The organism is Myceligenerans crystallogenes, assembly GCF_039529775.1.
In the GTDB taxonomy this organism is placed as follows: Bacteria; Actinomycetota; Actinomycetes; order Actinomycetales; family Cellulomonadaceae; genus Myceligenerans; species Myceligenerans crystallogenes.
Map to the genome: position 1 here is coordinate 860,647 of NZ_BAAANL010000001.1, position 15,282 is coordinate 875,928.

At 72.4% G+C, this 15,282-nt stretch carries 11 protein-coding genes; 8 read left to right on the top strand and 3 right to left on the bottom strand.

Annotated elements, in window-relative coordinates:
* The first annotated feature begins 22 nt into the window (after positions 1–22).
* Together ABD208_RS03590 and ABD208_RS03595 are read left to right on the top strand one after the other, a co-directional pair.
* Positions 23–910, top strand: coding sequence for a YihY/virulence factor BrkB family protein (locus ABD208_RS03590; RefSeq protein ID WP_344099563.1), 888 nt, complete (start codon positions 23–25; stop codon positions 908–910).
* 186 nt (positions 911–1,096) lie between these two features.
* On the top strand, positions 1,097–5,032 hold the full coding sequence (locus ABD208_RS03595) for a S8 family peptidase (RefSeq protein WP_344099565.1): 3,936 nt from the start codon (positions 1,097–1,099) through the stop codon (positions 5,030–5,032).
* Positions 5,033–5,056: 24 nt separating this feature from the next.
* On the opposite strand, the gene ABD208_RS03600 is transcribed toward ABD208_RS03595, so the two are convergent.
* On the bottom strand, positions 5,057–6,013 hold the full coding sequence (locus tag ABD208_RS03600) for a M15 family metallopeptidase (RefSeq protein ID WP_344099567.1): 957 nt from the start codon (positions 6,011–6,013) through the stop codon (positions 5,057–5,059).
* A gap of 379 nt (positions 6,014–6,392) precedes the next feature.
* On the opposite strand from ABD208_RS03600, the gene ABD208_RS03605 reads away from it, so the two are divergent.
* Entirely contained in the window at positions 6,393–8,363 is a 1,971-nt protein-coding gene (locus ABD208_RS03605; protein ID WP_344099569.1) for a peptidoglycan recognition protein family protein, read from the top strand.
* Here ABD208_RS03605 and ABD208_RS03610 read toward each other — a convergent pair.
* Together ABD208_RS03610 and ABD208_RS03615 are read right to left on the bottom strand one after the other, a co-directional pair.
* Positions 8,333–8,899 (bottom strand): endonuclease V, encoded by a 567-nt coding sequence (locus ABD208_RS03610; RefSeq protein WP_344099571.1) that lies wholly within the window; start codon positions 8,897–8,899, stop codon positions 8,333–8,335. The genes ABD208_RS03605 and ABD208_RS03610 overlap by 31 nt on opposite strands.
* A 46-nt stretch (positions 8,900–8,945) precedes the next feature.
* Entirely contained in the window at positions 8,946–10,103 is a 1,158-nt protein-coding gene (locus ABD208_RS03615; protein WP_344099573.1) for a mannose-1-phosphate guanylyltransferase, read from the bottom strand.
* A 177-nt stretch (positions 10,104–10,280) separates the two neighbouring features.
* Here ABD208_RS03615 and sdhC point away from each other — a divergent pair, with 177 nt between their 5' ends.
* From sdhC to ABD208_RS03640, 5 genes are all read left to right on the top strand, one after another.
* Positions 10,281–10,661, top strand: coding sequence for a succinate dehydrogenase, cytochrome b556 subunit (sdhC, locus tag ABD208_RS03620; RefSeq protein ID WP_344099575.1), 381 nt, complete (start codon positions 10,281–10,283; stop codon positions 10,659–10,661).
* Positions 10,661–11,143 carry a succinate dehydrogenase hydrophobic membrane anchor subunit gene (locus tag ABD208_RS03625; RefSeq protein ID WP_344099577.1) on the top strand — a complete coding sequence of 161 codons (483 nt, stop codon included), beginning with the start codon at positions 10,661–10,663 and terminating at the stop codon, positions 11,141–11,143. Before sdhC ends, ABD208_RS03625 begins: the two co-directional genes overlap by 1 nt.
* 9 nt (positions 11,144–11,152) lie before the next feature.
* Positions 11,153–12,985, top strand: coding sequence for a succinate dehydrogenase flavoprotein subunit (sdhA, locus tag ABD208_RS03630; protein ID WP_344099579.1), 1,833 nt, complete (start codon positions 11,153–11,155; stop codon positions 12,983–12,985).
* Positions 12,985–13,746 (top strand): succinate dehydrogenase iron-sulfur subunit, encoded by a 762-nt coding sequence (locus ABD208_RS03635; RefSeq protein ID WP_344099581.1) that lies wholly within the window; start codon positions 12,985–12,987, stop codon positions 13,744–13,746. Before sdhA ends, ABD208_RS03635 begins: the two co-directional genes overlap by 1 nt.
* A 204-nt stretch (positions 13,747–13,950) precedes the next feature.
* Positions 13,951–15,138: an amidohydrolase gene (locus ABD208_RS03640; RefSeq protein ID WP_344099583.1), complete on the top strand. Its 1,188-nt coding sequence runs from the start codon at positions 13,951–13,953 to the stop codon at positions 15,136–15,138.
* Positions 15,139–15,282 lie beyond the last annotated feature (144 nt).

Consider the following 15,282-nt stretch of genomic DNA (forward strand, 5'->3'; position numbering starts at 1 on the left):
GCCCTCTGCCAGGCTGACGGCCATGGAGAAGCTCAAGGAGCTGTGGCGGCGCTGGCAGCGGTCCCGGGGCGGCCGGGCCCTGCAGCGGTACTCGGACCGGGGCGGTTCGGTGCTGTGCGGGGGCATGGCGTACACCGCGCTGTTCTCCCTCTTCGCCGCGCTGACCATCGGGTTCACGGTGTTCTCGGGCGTGCTGGGCCGGGACGCCGAGCTGAGCGAGCAGGCGCTGGCACAGGTCGAGGAGTGGGTGCCGGGGCTGGTCGACACCGGGTCCGGCGGTCTGGTCCGGCCGGAGCAGCTGATGCTCTCCGGCGGGTTCAGCCTCACGTCGGTCGTGGCGGTGCTGGTGCTGCTGTGGTCCGCGACGGCGGTGATGGGTGCCCTGCGGGTGTCGGTGCGCACCATGTTCGACCTGCCCGTCGACCGGACGAGCCCGGTCGTGGAGAAACTGCTGCAGCTCGCGGGATTCGTCCTGCTGCTGGCGGGCGTGCTCGTGGCGGCCGCCACCGGCGTCCTGGTGAGCACCGCCGCGCCGTGGGTGCTGGACCAGTTCGGGATGGCGGGCGCCAGCCGGGTCGTGGTCCGCGTGCTGGGTCTCGTGGCGAGCGTGGTCGTCGACGCCGTCGTGGTGGCCCTGGTCATCCGCTTCGTGGCGGGCGTGCGCCTGCCGGCCCGCGAGCTGTACGTCGCGGCGGCCGTGGTGGGCGTGACCACGGGCCTGCTCCGCTGGGCGGGCAGCTCCCTGGTGGTGGGCTCGGCGGCCCAGAACGCCCTCCTGGCGGGCTTCGCGGTCCTGGTCAGCGTCCTGGTCCTGGTCAACGTGGTGGCCCGGGTCCTCCTCCTGGCCAGCGCCTGGGCCGCGGAGGCGAACGGCAGGCAGCACGATCACGTCGAGGCGCCGGCCGCGTGAGGAAGCCGTGCGGGCGCATCGGGCGAACGAGCCGAACGGCGTCGTACGTGGCGCGGGGGCCCGCGGGCCAGGTCTAGATTCGAGGTGCCTGGCGTGGTCGCGCTCGCAACCTTTCGGGGGCGGCCTGCGTCATGTGATCAGGAGCGCGCCGCACCGGCGCGCCGCACACGGCTCCGGGGGTCTTCGATGAACACCAGGCCAGTCTCCAGGCGTCTCGCGCTCGCCGCGTTCGTGACCTGCGCCGCGCTGCTGCCCGCGACGGTCGTCTCGGCCGCCGGCCCGCCGGGCGCGGCGGGTTCTCCGCCGGCGGTCGCGCAGGCCGCGGGCTGGGCGTCCGGGTACGACGACGGCGCGCGGGCGCCAGGCACACCCGGCGGGCAGGGCAAGACCGCCGCCGACGTTCGCATCACCCTGATCACCGGCGACGTCGTCACGTACCGCCCCGGCGCCGCCGACGGCGACCCGGGTGCGCTCCTCCGCGTCGACCAGGCGGACCGGCCGTCCGGAGAGCGCCCGGGCTATCGCGAGGTGTTCCGCGACGGCCACCTCCACGTCATCCCGTCCGACGTCGCCCACCTCGTCCCCGGCGTCCTGGACCCGCGGTTGTTCGACGTCACCGGCCTCGCCGCGGCCGGGTACGACGACGCCTCGCGCGACACCCTCCCGCTGATCGTGGAACCGCCGGCGGCGTCGGGCAGCCGGCGGATCGCGCCACCGGATCTCACGTCCGGCCTGGAACGCCGCCGCGGCCTGAACGGCCTCGGCACCGGCGCCGTCGCCGGTGAGGTCGCACGGGACGGCCGCATGCCGGACGTCGTCAGGGAACTGCTCGCCTCGCGCGGCCAGGGGGGTGCGACCGCCTCGCCCGCCGGCGAGCCCCCGAGCGAGTCCGCGACCGACCAGCCCGCGAGCGTGTCCGCAACCGGCCCGTCCGCGACGTCCACGCCGTCGTCGTCGGGCGACCGGCTCGGCAAGGTCTGGCTCGACGCCCCCGTGCGGATGTCCGACGCCGACAGCATGCCGCAGGTCGGCGCGCCGCAGGCGTGGGACGGCGGCTGGACCGGGGACGGCGTGCGGATCGCGGTCGTGGACAGCGGCGTCGACGCCGAGCACCCCGATCTGGCGGGCGCCGTCGTCGCCGCGCGCGACTTCACGGGACTCGGGTCGGTGGCCGACGCCGTCGGGCACGGCACGCATGTCGCGTCGATCGCCGCGGGACGCGGCGTCGCCGACCCGGCGAACCGCGGCGTCGCGCCCGACGCCGACCTGCTCAACGCCCGGGTGCTGGACGCCGACGGCGCCGGCTTCGAGTCGTGGATCATCAGCGGGATGACCTGGGCCGCCGAGCAGGGCGCCGACGTGGTCAACCTGAGCGTCGGGGCACCCGGGAGCTGGACGGACGGCTCCGATCCGATGGCACGCGCCGTGAACCGGATCAGCCGGGAGAGCGGCGCCCTGTTCGTCGTCGCCGCCGGGAACGACGGCGGCCGGCGCACCGTGAACACGCCCGGCTCCGCCACGCGGGCGCTGACGGTGTCGGCCGTGGACGACCACGACGAGCTCGCCGGCTTCTCCAGCACCGGGCCGCGCACCGGGGACGCCTACCCCAAGCCCGAGATCGCCGGGCCGGGCGTGGGGATCGTCGCGGCCCGGGCGGCTGGGACGTCAATGGGCCGGATCGTCGACGAGAACTACGTCGCCGCCGACGGCACCTCGATGGCGACCCCGCACGTGGCGGGCGCCGCGGCCGCCGTGCTGGAGAAGCGGCCCGGGCTGTCCGCGCCGGACCTGAAGTCCGTGCTGATCGGCGCCGCGCAGGACGGCCCGCCCGCGACCTGGGCCGAGGGTTCCGGCCGCTTGTGGATTCCGGGCGCGCTGCGCCAGCCGGTGATCGCCCGGCCGGGGGCGCTGTCGTTCGGCCGCGTGCCGTTCGACTCGCCGAGCGTGACCAAGCAGATCACCTACGCCAACAAGACCGCCGCGCCCGTCACCTACGACCTGGACCTGGACGTCACGTACGACACCGGGGACCCGGCACCGGCCGGGCTGATGACCCTGGACCGGGACCGCGTCACGGTCCCGGCGGGCGGATCCGCGCGGGTCGGGGTCGTCTTCGACGGGAGCACCTCGGCGGGCGGGTCGTTCAGCGGCGTGCTCGTGGCGCGCGACGCCCAGGGCCGCACGGTCCGCACGCCCGTCGGCGTCCGTGACGAGCGGGAGATCGTCACGCTCCGGATCGAGGGGATCGACCGCGACGGCGGCCCGGCGAGCTCGGACCCCACCGGCGCCTACGACTACGTGGTCATGGCGAACCTCGACGAGAAGCTGGACAACCGCGACGAGATCGAGTTCACGGACGGCGTCGCGACGCTCGAGGTGCCGACCGGGACGTACTTCCTCGGCGGGACCTTCACGCTGGAGGACGACTCTGCGCAGACTCTCGTCTCGCACCCGGAGCTCGACGTCACGGGCGACACGACGGTGGTGCTCGACGCCCGGGACGGCGTCCCGCTCACCTTCTCCACGCACCGCCCGATCGACACCGACGAGGTCAGGCTGACCCTGTTCCGCCCGATGCTCGGCTTCGACTACGGGGAGGGCGTCGGCGGGGGCGGGCCGGGCGACCTCTACGTGCTGCCGACCGAGCCGGTCACGAAGGGCGAGCTGATCTTCCAGGCGGCCCTGCGCGGCAGCCAGCCGCTCATCGAGCTGCGGGCGGGCGGCGACGGCGGCGACCCCGTGCGCCTGAGGTACCTCGAGGACTCGGAGCACCTGATCGGCAAGGTCCGCACGGGCCTGGTCGACGGCGGCAGCGGGTCGCCGGAGGATCTCGCCGCGGCGGACGTCGCGGGCAACTTCGTCCTGGTCCCGGGTCCCGAGGAGCAGTACGGCGACGTCTCCCGGCTGGCCGCCGACGCCAAGGCCGCCGGCGCCCTCGGGCTGGTGCTGCACCACGAGGGCTCGTTCCTCTGGGCGAACCCCGGCGACTCCGGCCTCCCGGTCCTCTGGGCCGACGACGCCCAGGGCGACCGCCTGCGTGACCTCCTGGCCGCCGACGCCGTCGTCCCCCTCAGCGGCACGAGCCGCGACCGCGCGTCGTACCGCTACACGCTCGCCGAGGTCGAGCACGACGCCGTCCCGTCCCGCCCGGCCTACCGCGCCGACGGCTCGAACACGGCCCCGCTGACCCTCGACGTGCGTACCCTCGGGGGCCGCCACCAGGTGCTGACCTCGGCGAGCGCGAGCACGGGCGTCGAGTGGATGGGCCCGGTCACGTTCGAGTCGGAGCTGAGCGCGCCGTCGGTCACCACGGAGTACGTCTCCACGGACCCCGCCGTCACCTGGACGCACGGCGCGGCCGTCAACACCTGGGACAACGCCGAGTTCCCCCAGCCGTTCACCGGCGCGGCCCGGACGTATGCCCCGGGCGAGCGGGCCCGGCTGACGTTCGGGGCGCAGGCGCACCACGGCGGCCTGTACGGCGAGTTCCCCCACCCGGCGTACTCGTCGGCCTGGCGGGACGGCGAGCTGCTCGGCCTGCGCCTGCCCACCTACGTGGACGACGCGGGCCACTGGCTCGAGAACTACGAGTCCCAGGTCAAGGTCCGCTTCCGCCTGTGGGCCGACGACGAGCTGATCGCCGACGAGCCCTACGCGCCGTTCGGCACCGCCGAGATGCCGACGGAAGAGCGCGCCTACCGCCTGCGCCTGGACACCGAGCGGAGCCAGAAGTGGTGGACGATGTCGACCAAGGTCTCCACGCAGTGGCGGTTCCCGTCCGGCAGCACGGCGGAGCTCACGGTCCTGCCGCTGCTCACGCTGGACTACGGCCTCACCCTCGACGACCGCAACCGGGGCGACCGCACCGAGCGCGCGCTGATCTCGGTGGGTCACCAGCAGGGCTCCACGGCAGGGGAGGTGGCCGGCGTCCGCCTGTGGTGGTCCGCCGACGACGGCGCCACCTGGCACCGCACCCCGGCCACCCCGCGCGACGACGGCCGCTGGGCCGCCGACGTCACGGTCCCGGAGGGCACGGCGTACGTCAGCCTCCGCGCGGAGACCTGGGACGGTACCGGCTCCCGCCTCAAGGAAACGGTGATCCGCGCGTACAAGATCAAGTGACCCCGCCGGGCGGCGCGACCGCGGTCAGTAGCTGTTCGGCGCCAGCGTCGACTGCCAGTGCCACGGCTCCGGGTTGCGGCCGCCTGGCTCCGCGAAGGGCGGATGGACCCAGCCATGGCCCTCGGCGTGGGCCGTGAGCCAGTCGTACTGCGCGGAGCCGAACGCCTCGACGCCGCCGCCGATGTCGACGGCGAGCCCCGTCCCGTGGTTGGAGCACCCGGGCGGGGCCGCCGTCGGCGACGACGGGTCGTACAGCGCCGCCTGGTCCTCGTAGCTGCGGTAGGAGGAGTTGATCGTCAGGTTCACGCCGAAGGCCGCCCGGTAGGCGGCGTTCAGCGCGACGAGCCCGTCGACGACGTCGGCCCGCACGGCGTGCCCGGGTGCGAACGGCAGCGCGGCGAGCTTGCCCGCGGACAGGTGCCCGTTCTCGGGCGTCCACACCTGGTCGGGGTGGGGGCAGGTGCCGATGGCGGGCTCGTCGGCGGTGGGTTCGGGGGTGTCCTGCTCGCCGGACGTGTCCGGTTCGGCGGCGGGGCTCGTGTCCGACGACGCTGCCGCGGCGTCCGACCCGGCGGTCGCTTGTGCCTCGGCGCCGGCAGCCCCGGCCGTCGCCGCCTCATCCTCGGCCGGGACCGTGGGCTCGTCGTCGGCCGGAGCCTTCTCCGGGGGCTTCCGCAAGGGATCCGCGGCCTGCCGGAGCGGCGTCCCGGGACCGGCCGGGGACGGCGAGAGCGCAGGGGCCGCCACTCCGGCGGGCGCGCCGTCGTCCCCGGAACCCCCCGACTGGAACAGCGCGTAGGAACCTCCCGCGACAAGCGCCACGGAGCCCGTCACGACCACCGCGACCATCTGACCCCGGCGCGCGGCGCGACGGCGGCGCCGCTCCCGCCGCGCGGAGGCGGGTCCCAGCCCGGCGAACGGATCGATTCGGCTCTGCTGATCGGACCCGGTCACGGGCGGCCAGATCTCGGACTGGTTCATGCGACACCTCCCGCGTCAGGCGGCCGGCTACGCCTCGCCCTGGCCGGGCTCGGTGGCCTCCCGGCCCTCGCCGAGATCCTTCGCAGTGTAGATGTCGTCGTGATCCCGGACGACGGCGCGTGCGCGGTCCGCGCCCTACCTCTGGACGAACTTGTAGTCGACCTGTGGACGACCTTCTGATCGACTCCTGGACGCGCGGCCCGTCGTTGCTCACCGGCAGCTGGGGAGTAGAGCGGGCACGCTGTCAAGGCACTGGGCAAGGTTTTACCTTGAGTGTCCCTCCAGTTCCGAAGTCCTCCCGTCGCTGTGAAGCTGAAATGGCGCTCCCTGATACCCGGGGCAGCGCCTTTTCTGGCCCTCGACGAGATGGGGGAATGTCGTGGCACGGCATGCAAAGCAGGCGGGATCGTCGGTACGCGGGGTCGTGGGCAAGGCGATCGGGCTGGGAATCGCGCCGGTGCTGGCGCTCGGTGCGTTCGGTCCCGCGGCGGCGATGACGACGGCCGATCGGGCGTCCGAGGCCAACACACCGGACACCACCGGCTCCGCCCTCGCGGACGCCGGGACGACCGACGCCCAGGTCGACACGATCGTGCTGGCGGACGCGCCCGCAGCGGAGACCGAGCAGGTCGCGGACGTGACGCAGGCCGCCCCGGAGCGCGCCGGCGAGGCGTCCCAGGTCGAGGACGGCGTCGTCGAACTCGACACCAAGGACAAGAAGGGTCGCCTGGCGGGCACCGTCGAGGCGCCCGCCGGCTTCCAGACGGTCGGCGCCTCGTGGCCCTCCGAGATCGACTCCCGGGTCCCGGAGCTCCAGGTCCGCACCCGTGCGGAGGGCGGCGGCTGGTCCCGGTGGTCCCACCTGGAGAAGCAGACCGACGGCACCGACGAGGCGTCCGCCGTCCGGACCTCGACCCCGGTCTACGTGGGAGAGTCCGACGCCGTCCAGATCGCCACGGTCGACCCCGCCCAGGAGATCCCGAGGGACGTCGAGCTGAGGCTTGTCTCGTCCGAGCAGGTCACCACTGCGGCGGCGACGACGTCGGGCCCGGTCGCGGCCGAGACGACGTCGTCGGACACGGGCGGTCCCACGATCATCACGCGCGCGGAGTGGGGCGCCGCCCCGCAGTGCGAGCTGCCGCCCGACTATGACGGCGCCACCTGGCGGCCCGCGCCGGACGGCCTGAAGGCCGCGGCCGTGCACCACACGGTGAACCCGAACGACTACGACACGGTCGCCGAGGCGATGCAGCTGATCCGCAACGACCAGGCGTTCCATCAGGACGGCAACAACTGGTGCGACATCGGCTACAACTTCCTCGTCGACAAGTGGGGCAACGTCTACGAGGGCGCGGCCGGGAGCATCGACTCCGCGATCATCGGCGCCCACGCGGGCGGGTTCAACACGAGCACGGTCGGTATCGCGATGCTGGGGACGTACTCGACGGTCACGCCGTCGTCGGCGCAGCAGTCCGGCGTGGCGAAGATCGCCGCATGGCGGCTCTCCGCGTTCGGGGTGGTCCCGACGGGGACGACGACGCTCACGTCCGCCGGGTCGAACAGCAAATACGCGGCCGGGACCGAGGTCGAGCTGAACAGGATCTTCGGCCACCGCGACACGCACGACACCGAGTGCCCGGGCAACCTGGGCTACCCGGTGCTGGGGAACATCCGCACCAGGGCCGCGGCCTACTACGACGAGTACACGGTGACCGCCGAGGAGCAGCGCGCGGCGAACATCGTCCAGGCGATCTTCAAGGACAACACCGGTGCCGTGGCGACCGCCGCGCAGATCGGCACGTGGCAGGACAGGGTCGAGGCGAACGGCGCCGGGCCGCTGGCCACGTGGACGGAGACGTCGGAGAAGTTCCGCAAGCGGCAGATCACGCTGGCCTACCGCGCGGTACTGCACCGCGACCCGACCTCGACGGAGCGGGCCGCGCAGCTCGACGCGATCGTGGACGGCCGCCTCACGGTCGACCAGGTGCGGCTGAGCCTGCTGTGGTCGACGTCGTACCGGTACTCGTTCAGCGGCATGGACGCCTACGTCAAGGCGGTCTACCAGAACCTGACGAACACGACCCCGACCGCGTCCCAGGTGTCCACGATCAAGTCGTGGTTCGACGCCGACGGCCGCCGGAAGACCGTCCAGCGGCTGTGGAACAGCGAGGCGGCCGAGAACCACCGCGTCACCGAGGCCTACGAGCTGTACCTCGGCCGGACGCCGACGGCGAGCGCGGTGACCCGGTGGCGGGAGAAGCTGAAGAGCTCCTGGCTCTCGGACAAGGCCCTGCGCTACGGCCTGATGACGACCGCCTCCTACGCGGACCGCGCCGACGCCCGGTACTGACCCCTGATCGGGTCGCGGGCCGGGTCGCCCGAGCGGGCCAGGCGGTCGACCCGGCGCAGCGCGTCCGGGAAGCGGGCCTCGCCCGCCATGTCGCGGACCATCTGCGCAGCCTCGTCCGGCGGCAGGCCGAGGGCCGTGACGTACAGCGGTCGCCTGGACGACGCGCCTCGGGTCACCTCGATGGCGTGCGTGGCCGCCGCGAAGCGGGTCTTTGCCACGCCGACGACGACGGGCGCCAGCCCGGCCTGGTGCGCATGCGCCCCCAGGCCGGGCCGGCCCTCGGGGTCGAGCGTCACGTACCCGTCCACGACCAGCAGGTCCAGCGGCTCGACCGTGCCGGCCGCGAGCAGGGCCCGCATCGGCGGCAGCTCCCGCTCGTAGAAGTTGCCCGGCCGGTACTCCGCGACGCCGTCCACGAGAACGGTGCGCTCCTCGGTCACCTCGCCGAACGCCGGCGTCGGGCAGACCACGAGAGCCGCGCGGGCGCGGCCCTCCGGCAGGTAGTGGACGTCCACCGCGCCGAAGCGGCCCGTCACGAGTCCGCACCCCGTTCCTCCGCGAGCGGCCGGGCCACGCCGGGAGTCAGAGGAGTTCCTCCAGGTCCCGGGCCCGGACCGCGTCCACGATCTGCTTGACCTGCTGGGCGCGGGCGCGGGTGGTGACCAGGAGGGCGTCGGGGGTGTCGACGACGACGACGTCGTCCAGGCCGAGCACGCTGACCAGCCGCCCGCCGGCCGGGACCACCACTGAGCCCGCGCTGTCCACGCGGATCACCTCGCCCGCGTCGCCGAGGACCTTCGAGCCCCGGTCGTCGTCGGACGGGAGCAGCGCGGCCAGGGAGTTGAAGTCGCCGACGTCGTCCCAGCCGAACGTGCCGGGGACGACGGCGACGCCGCCGGCGTCGGCCACCGGCTCGGCGATGGCGTGGTCGATGGCGATCTTCTCCAGGCCGGGCCAGACCTCGGCCAGGACGCGGTCGCGGTCGTCGGTGTCCCAGGCCTTGGCGATGGTGAGCAGGCCGTCGTGCAGCTCGGGGCGCTGCTCGGCGAGGTGGCCCAGCAGCACCGACGTCTTGACCACGAACATCCCGGCGTTCCAGCGGTACTCGCCCGAGGCCAGGTACTCGCGGGCCGTGGCGGCGTCCGGCTTCTCGGTGAAGCCGCGCACGTGCTGAGCCGAGGGGGCACCGTCGACGCCCAGGGCGCCGTCGGACCTGATGTACCCGAACGCCGTCGACGGGCGCGACGCGGCGATGCCGATCGTCGCCACGAAGCCGGCCCGCGCGGCGGCCACCGCCTCGCGGACGGCGCGCTCGAACGCGGCCTGCCCGGAGATGACGTGGTCGGCGGCGAAGGAGCCGATGACGACGTCGCCGTGGCGCTCCGCGAGCACCGCCGCGGCCAGGCCGATCGCCGCCATGGAGTCGCGGGGTGAGGGCTCGGCCAGCACCTTCGTGTCGCCGAGGCCCGGCAGCTGCGTGCGGCAGGCCGCGACGTGGTGCGTGCCGGTGACGAGCATGACGCCGTCGTCGCCCGTGAGCGGGGCGAGGCGGTCGACCGTGGCCTGCAGCAGCGTGCGGCCGGAACCGGTCAGGTCGTGCAGGAACTTGGGTGCCTTGCGGCGGGACAGCGGCCAGAGCCGGGTACCCGCGCCACCCGCCGGGATGACGGCGTGGAAACCTTCGATGGGACCGACGGCGGTCTCGGATGCGGCACTGCTGGTGCCGGCGGGGTTGCTCATGGCCACGAGCATAGTGACGCCGGGAGGTGGGGCGACATCTCGTCTGTGCGATCTCTCACAAACGGCGCACGTCACGGCACATGGGGCCGCCTTCCGGACGATCCATGTGACTCCGTGTCAGTACAGTGGGAGCGCCTGCCTCAATTCATCACCGGATAGCCATAGGAGGCTCCCGAAGTGCCCACCGCATCAGGCGGCACGCTCTATCGCGGCCGCGAAGGCATGTGGTCCTGGGTCGCGCATCGCGTGACCGGGTTCGCGATCTTCTTCTTCCTGCTCGTCCATGTCACGGACACCGCGCTGGTACGCGTGTCGCCCGAGGCCTACAACGCCGTCATCGGCACCTACCAGACACCGATCATGGGCCTGGGTGAGGTGGGCCTCGTCGCGGCGATCGTGTTCCACGCGTTCAACGGCATCCGCATCATCCTCGTGGACTTCCTCGCCAAGGGGCCGCGCTACCAGAAGGTGATGCTCTGGGTCGTGCTCGGTCTCTTCGTCGTGACGATGGCGGGCTTCCTGCCGCGTCACCTGATGAACGTGTTCGGAGGCCACTGATGAGCGCGACACACGGCACCCCCGCGGTGGCCGAGAAGGTCGGCACGCTCGACGCGCCCCGCTCGCCCTACCGGCGCAAGGCCCGCACGCGCGGCAACGCCGAGCTCTACTCCTGGGTGTTCATGCGGGCCTCGGGCGTGGTGCTCGTCGTGCTCGTGTTCGGGCACCTGTTCGTGAACCTCATGGTCGGCGACGGCGTGAAGGCGATCGACTTCGCGTTCGTCGGCGGCAAGTGGACGAGCCCGTTCTGGCAGATCTGGGACCTGCTGATGCTGTGGCTCGCGATGATCCACGGCACCAACGGCGTGCGCACGATCATCAACGACTACGCGGAGCGCGACGTGACGCGCGGCATCCTCAAGAGCCTGCTCTACGTGGCCTTCACGATCGTGGTGGTGCTCGGCACGCTCGTCATCTTCACGTTCGAGCCGTGCCCCGCGAACGCCGACCCCGATCTGCTCGCCTCGTTCTGCACCGAGTAGGAGACTTCCTTGATCACCCACCAGTACGACGTCGTGATCGTCGGTGCGGGCGGCGCGGGCATGCGCGCGGCGCTCGAGTCCTCGAAAGAGGCGCGCACCGCGGTCATCTCGAAGCTGTACCCCACCCGCTCCCACACCGGTGCCGCCCAGGGCGGCATGTGTGCCTCGCTCGCCAACGTCGAGGAGGACAACTGGGAGTGGCACACGTTCGACACCGTCAAGGGCGGCGACTACCTCGTCGACCAGGACGCGGCGGAGATCATGGCCAAGGAGGCCATCGACGCCGTCTTCGACCTGGAGAAGATGGGCCTGCCGTTCAACCGCACGCCCGAGGGCAAGATCGACCAGCGCCGGTTCGGCGGGCACACCCGCAACCACGGTGAGGCCGCGGTGCGCCGGGCCTGCTACGCCGCGGACCGCACCGGCCACATGATCCTGCAGACGCTCTACCAGAACTGCGTGAAGCAGGAGGTGGAGTTCTTCAACGAGTTCTACGTGCTCGACCTCATCACGGACCGCGACCTGGCGGCCGAGGACGTCGAGGAGGGCGCCGAGGTCAACGCGACCGGCGTCGTCGCCTACGACCTCGCCACCGGCGAGATCCACGTCTTCCAGGCCAAGGCCATCGTGTTCGCGACCGGCGGCGCGGGCAAGATCTTCAAGACGACGTCGAACGCGCACACCCTGACCGGTGACGGCATGGCGCTCGCCTACCGGCGCGGCCTGCCGCTGGAGGACATGGAGTTCTTCCAGTTCCACCCGACGGGCCTGGCCGGGCTCGGCATCCTGCTGTCGGAGGCGGCCCGCGGCGAGGGCGGCATCCTGCGCAACGCCGACGGCGAGCGGTTCATGGAGCGCTACGCGCCCACCATCAAGGACCTGGCGCCGCGTGACATCGTCGCCCGGTCCATGGCCAACGAGGTGCGCGAGGGCCGCGGCGCGGGACCCAACAAGGACTACGTGCTGCTCGACCTGACGCACCTGGAGCCCGCGCACATCGACGCGAAGCTCCCGGACATCACGGAGTTCGCGCGGACCTACCTCGGCATCGAGCCCTACACGGAGCCCGTGCCGGTGTACCCGACGGCGCACTACGCGATGGGCGGCATCCCGACGAACGTGGCCGGCGAGGTGCTGCGCAACGGGCAGGACGTCGTCAAGGGCCTGTACGCCGCGGGCGAGGTCGCGTGCGTCTCGGTGCACGGGTCGAACCGCCTGGGCACCAACTCGCTGCTGGACATCAACGTCTTCGGCAAGCGGTCCGGCCGCTCGGCGGCCGCGTACGCGAGGACGGCGTCGTTCACCGATCTCCCGGAGAACCCGGCCGACGCCGTCGTCGCGCAGCTGACGGAGCTGCGCGAGCGGCCCGACGGCGAGCGCATCGCCGACATCCGCCGCGCCCTGCAGGAGACCATGGACGCGAACGCCCAGGTGTTCCGCACCGGCGAGTCGCTGAACCAGGCCCTGGCCGACATCCGCGAGCTGCGCAAGCGCTATCAGAATGCGTCCGTCCAGGACAAGGGCAAGATGTTCAACACGGACCTGCTGGAGGCGATCGAGCTGGGCTTCCTGCTCGACATCGCCGAGGTGACCGTGGTCGGCGCGCTGAACCGGAAGGAGTCGCGCGGCGGGCACTACCGCGAGGACTTCCCGGACCGCGACGACGCGAACTACATGCAGCACACGATGGCGTACCGGCGGCCGGCGGCCGCGGCCGACGAGGCGGACGGGCACATCGCGGGCTACTTCGATCACGTCGAGGAGTTCGACGGCTACAAGGTGGTGCTGGGCTCCAAGACGGTGACCCAGACCCGGTACGAGCCGATGGAGCGGAAGTACTGATGACTGCTGTCATGGAGAAAGCTGAGGCGAAGGCCGGAGAGATTCCCTCCTTCGACGTCACGATCAAGATCCGCCGGTTCAACCCGGAGGGCGATGCCGTCGGTGAATCAAGGTGGGACGAGTACACCGTCACCGCCTACGGCACCGACCGCGTCCTGGACGCGCTGCACAAGATCAAGTGGGAGCAGGACGGCTCGCTGACGTTCCGGCGCTCGTGCGCGCACGGCGTGTGCGGGTCGGACGCGATGCGGATCAACGGCCGCAACCGCCTGGCGTGCAAGACGCTGCTGAAGGACGTCAACCCGGGCAAGCCCATCCTCGTGGAGCCGATCAAGGGCCTTCCCGTGGTGAAGGACCTGGTCGTGGACATGGAGCCGTTCTTCGCGTCGTACCGCGAGATCATGCCGTTCCTCATCACGAAGGGGAACGAGCCGACCAAGGAGCGCATCCAGTCCGCCGAGCAGCGCGAGCGGTTCGACGACACGACCAAGTGCATCCTGTGCGCGGCCTGCACGTCGAGCTGCCCGGTGTTCTGGACCGACGGCCAGTACTTCGGGCCGGCCGCGATCGTGAACGCCCACCGGTTCATCTTCGACAGCCGTGACGAGGGCGCCCAGCAGCGCCTGGAGATCCTCAACGACAAGGAGGGCGTGTGGCGCTGCCGCACGACCTTCAACTGCACCGAGGCGTGCCCCCGCGGCATCGAGGTCACGAAGGCGATCCAGGAGGTCAAGCGCGCGATGATCACCCGCGCGTTCTGATCGCACGACGACGACGGGGGGCCGGGGATCCTTCGCGGGAAGGGTCCCCGGCCCGCCGCCGTGCGCGGGAGCGGCGTCCCACATGCCGGTCCCGGATGCTGAGACGTCGCGGCGCGGAGTGATATCGGCCCCGTTACAGTGGGGCGGGTGACGTCTACCCACCCAGTTCCGAGTGTCACGGAACTCGATCAGATCGTTTCGACCATGCCTGCCACCGTGTCGCGCGCCCACCTGACGAAACGTGTGGTCCAGCTCGCGGGCGAGCTGCAGGACGAGCTGGTGGCCTTCCGGCGTGACGTGCACGCCCATCCGGAGCTGTCCCGCCAGGAGTCACGGACGACGACGGCGGTGGCCGAGCGGCTGCGCGCAGCGGGCCTGGCTCCCCGCCTCCTGGACGGCACCGGGCTGGTCTGCGACATCGGGCCGGACACGGACGGCCGCACCGGCCTGCGCGCCGACCTGGACGCCCTCCCGCTGCAGGACACCAGCGGCGTCCCCTTCGCCTCCACCGTGCCCGGCGCCGCCCACGCGTGCGGCCACGACGTGCACACGACCGCCGTCCTGGGCGCCGGGCTCGTGCTCGCCCGCCTCGCGGACGAGGGCCTGCTGACCCGCGGCGCGCGGCTGTTCTTCCAGCCCGCCGAGGAGGTCATGCCGGGCGGCGCGCTGGACATCCTGGGCACGTCGGAGCTCGACGGCGTCGAGCGCATCGCCGGCCTGCACTGCGACCCGAAGATCGACGTCGGCACCGTGGGGACGCGCATCGGCTCCATCACGTCGGCCGCCGACGCCGTCTCGGTCACGGTCACCTCGCCCGGCGGCCACACCTCGCGCCCGCACCTGACCGGCGACGTCGTGTTCGCGCTCGGCCAGGTCATCACCCAGGTGCCGGCGGCGCTGGGGCGGCGCCTCGACCCGCGCTCCGGCGTGAACCTCACCTGGGGCACGGTGCAGGCGGGCAGCACGCCCAACGTCATCCCGAGCACGGGGACGGTCAAGGGGACGCTGCGCTGCCTCGACGTCAGCGCGTGGGAGAAGGCGGGGGAGCTGGTCAAGGAGGTGGTCCGGCAGGTGGTGCAGCCGTACGACGTGCAGGTCACCGTGCACCACACGCGGGGCGTGCCGCCCGTCGACAACGACTCGGCCGAGACGACCGCCCTGGAGGAGGCCGTCCGCGAGACCGTCGGGCCGGACGCCGTGGTCCTCACCGAGCAGTCCATGGGCGGCGAGGACTTCGGCTGGTACCTGACCAAGGTGCGCGGCACGATGGCGCGCCTCGGCACGCGCACCCCGGGCGGCCGGACCTACGATCTCCACCAGGGCGACCTCGTGGTGGACGAGCGCGCGATCGGCGTCGGCGTCCGCCTGCTCGCGCGGTACGCGGCGCGCTGATCGGGTCCCGGCCCGGGTATGTCGCTCCTCACAACCACCACCCCTGCTGAGTGACGCTTCGGTAACGACTTGTCGCCGAAACCGTCTCGATACGCGGAACAGCGGGTGTCGTGACTACTCTCGGTGCGTTGCAGGGTCGGAACC

Excerpts from the sequence above, each read along its gene's own strand:
- ABD208_RS03590 (WP_344099563.1), top strand. The coding sequence starts at position 23 with ATGGAGAAGCTCAAGGAGCTGTGGCGGCGCTGGCAGCGGTCCCGGGGC.
- ABD208_RS03595 (WP_344099565.1), top strand. The coding sequence starts at position 1,097 with ATGAACACCAGGCCAGTCTCCAGGCGTCTCGCGCTCGCCGCGTTCGTG.
- ABD208_RS03600 (WP_344099567.1), bottom strand. The coding sequence starts at position 6,013 with ATGAACCAGTCCGAGATCTGGCCGCCCGTGACCGGGTCCGATCAGCAG.
- ABD208_RS03615 (WP_344099573.1), bottom strand. The coding sequence starts at position 10,103 with ATGAGCAACCCCGCCGGCACCAGCAGTGCCGCATCCGAGACCGCCGTC.
- ABD208_RS03625 (WP_344099577.1), top strand. The coding sequence starts at position 10,661 with ATGAGCGCGACACACGGCACCCCCGCGGTGGCCGAGAAGGTCGGCACG.
- ABD208_RS03635 (WP_344099581.1), top strand. The coding sequence starts at position 12,985 with ATGACTGCTGTCATGGAGAAAGCTGAGGCGAAGGCCGGAGAGATTCCC.
- ABD208_RS03640 (WP_344099583.1), top strand. The coding sequence starts at position 13,951 with ATGCCTGCCACCGTGTCGCGCGCCCACCTGACGAAACGTGTGGTCCAG.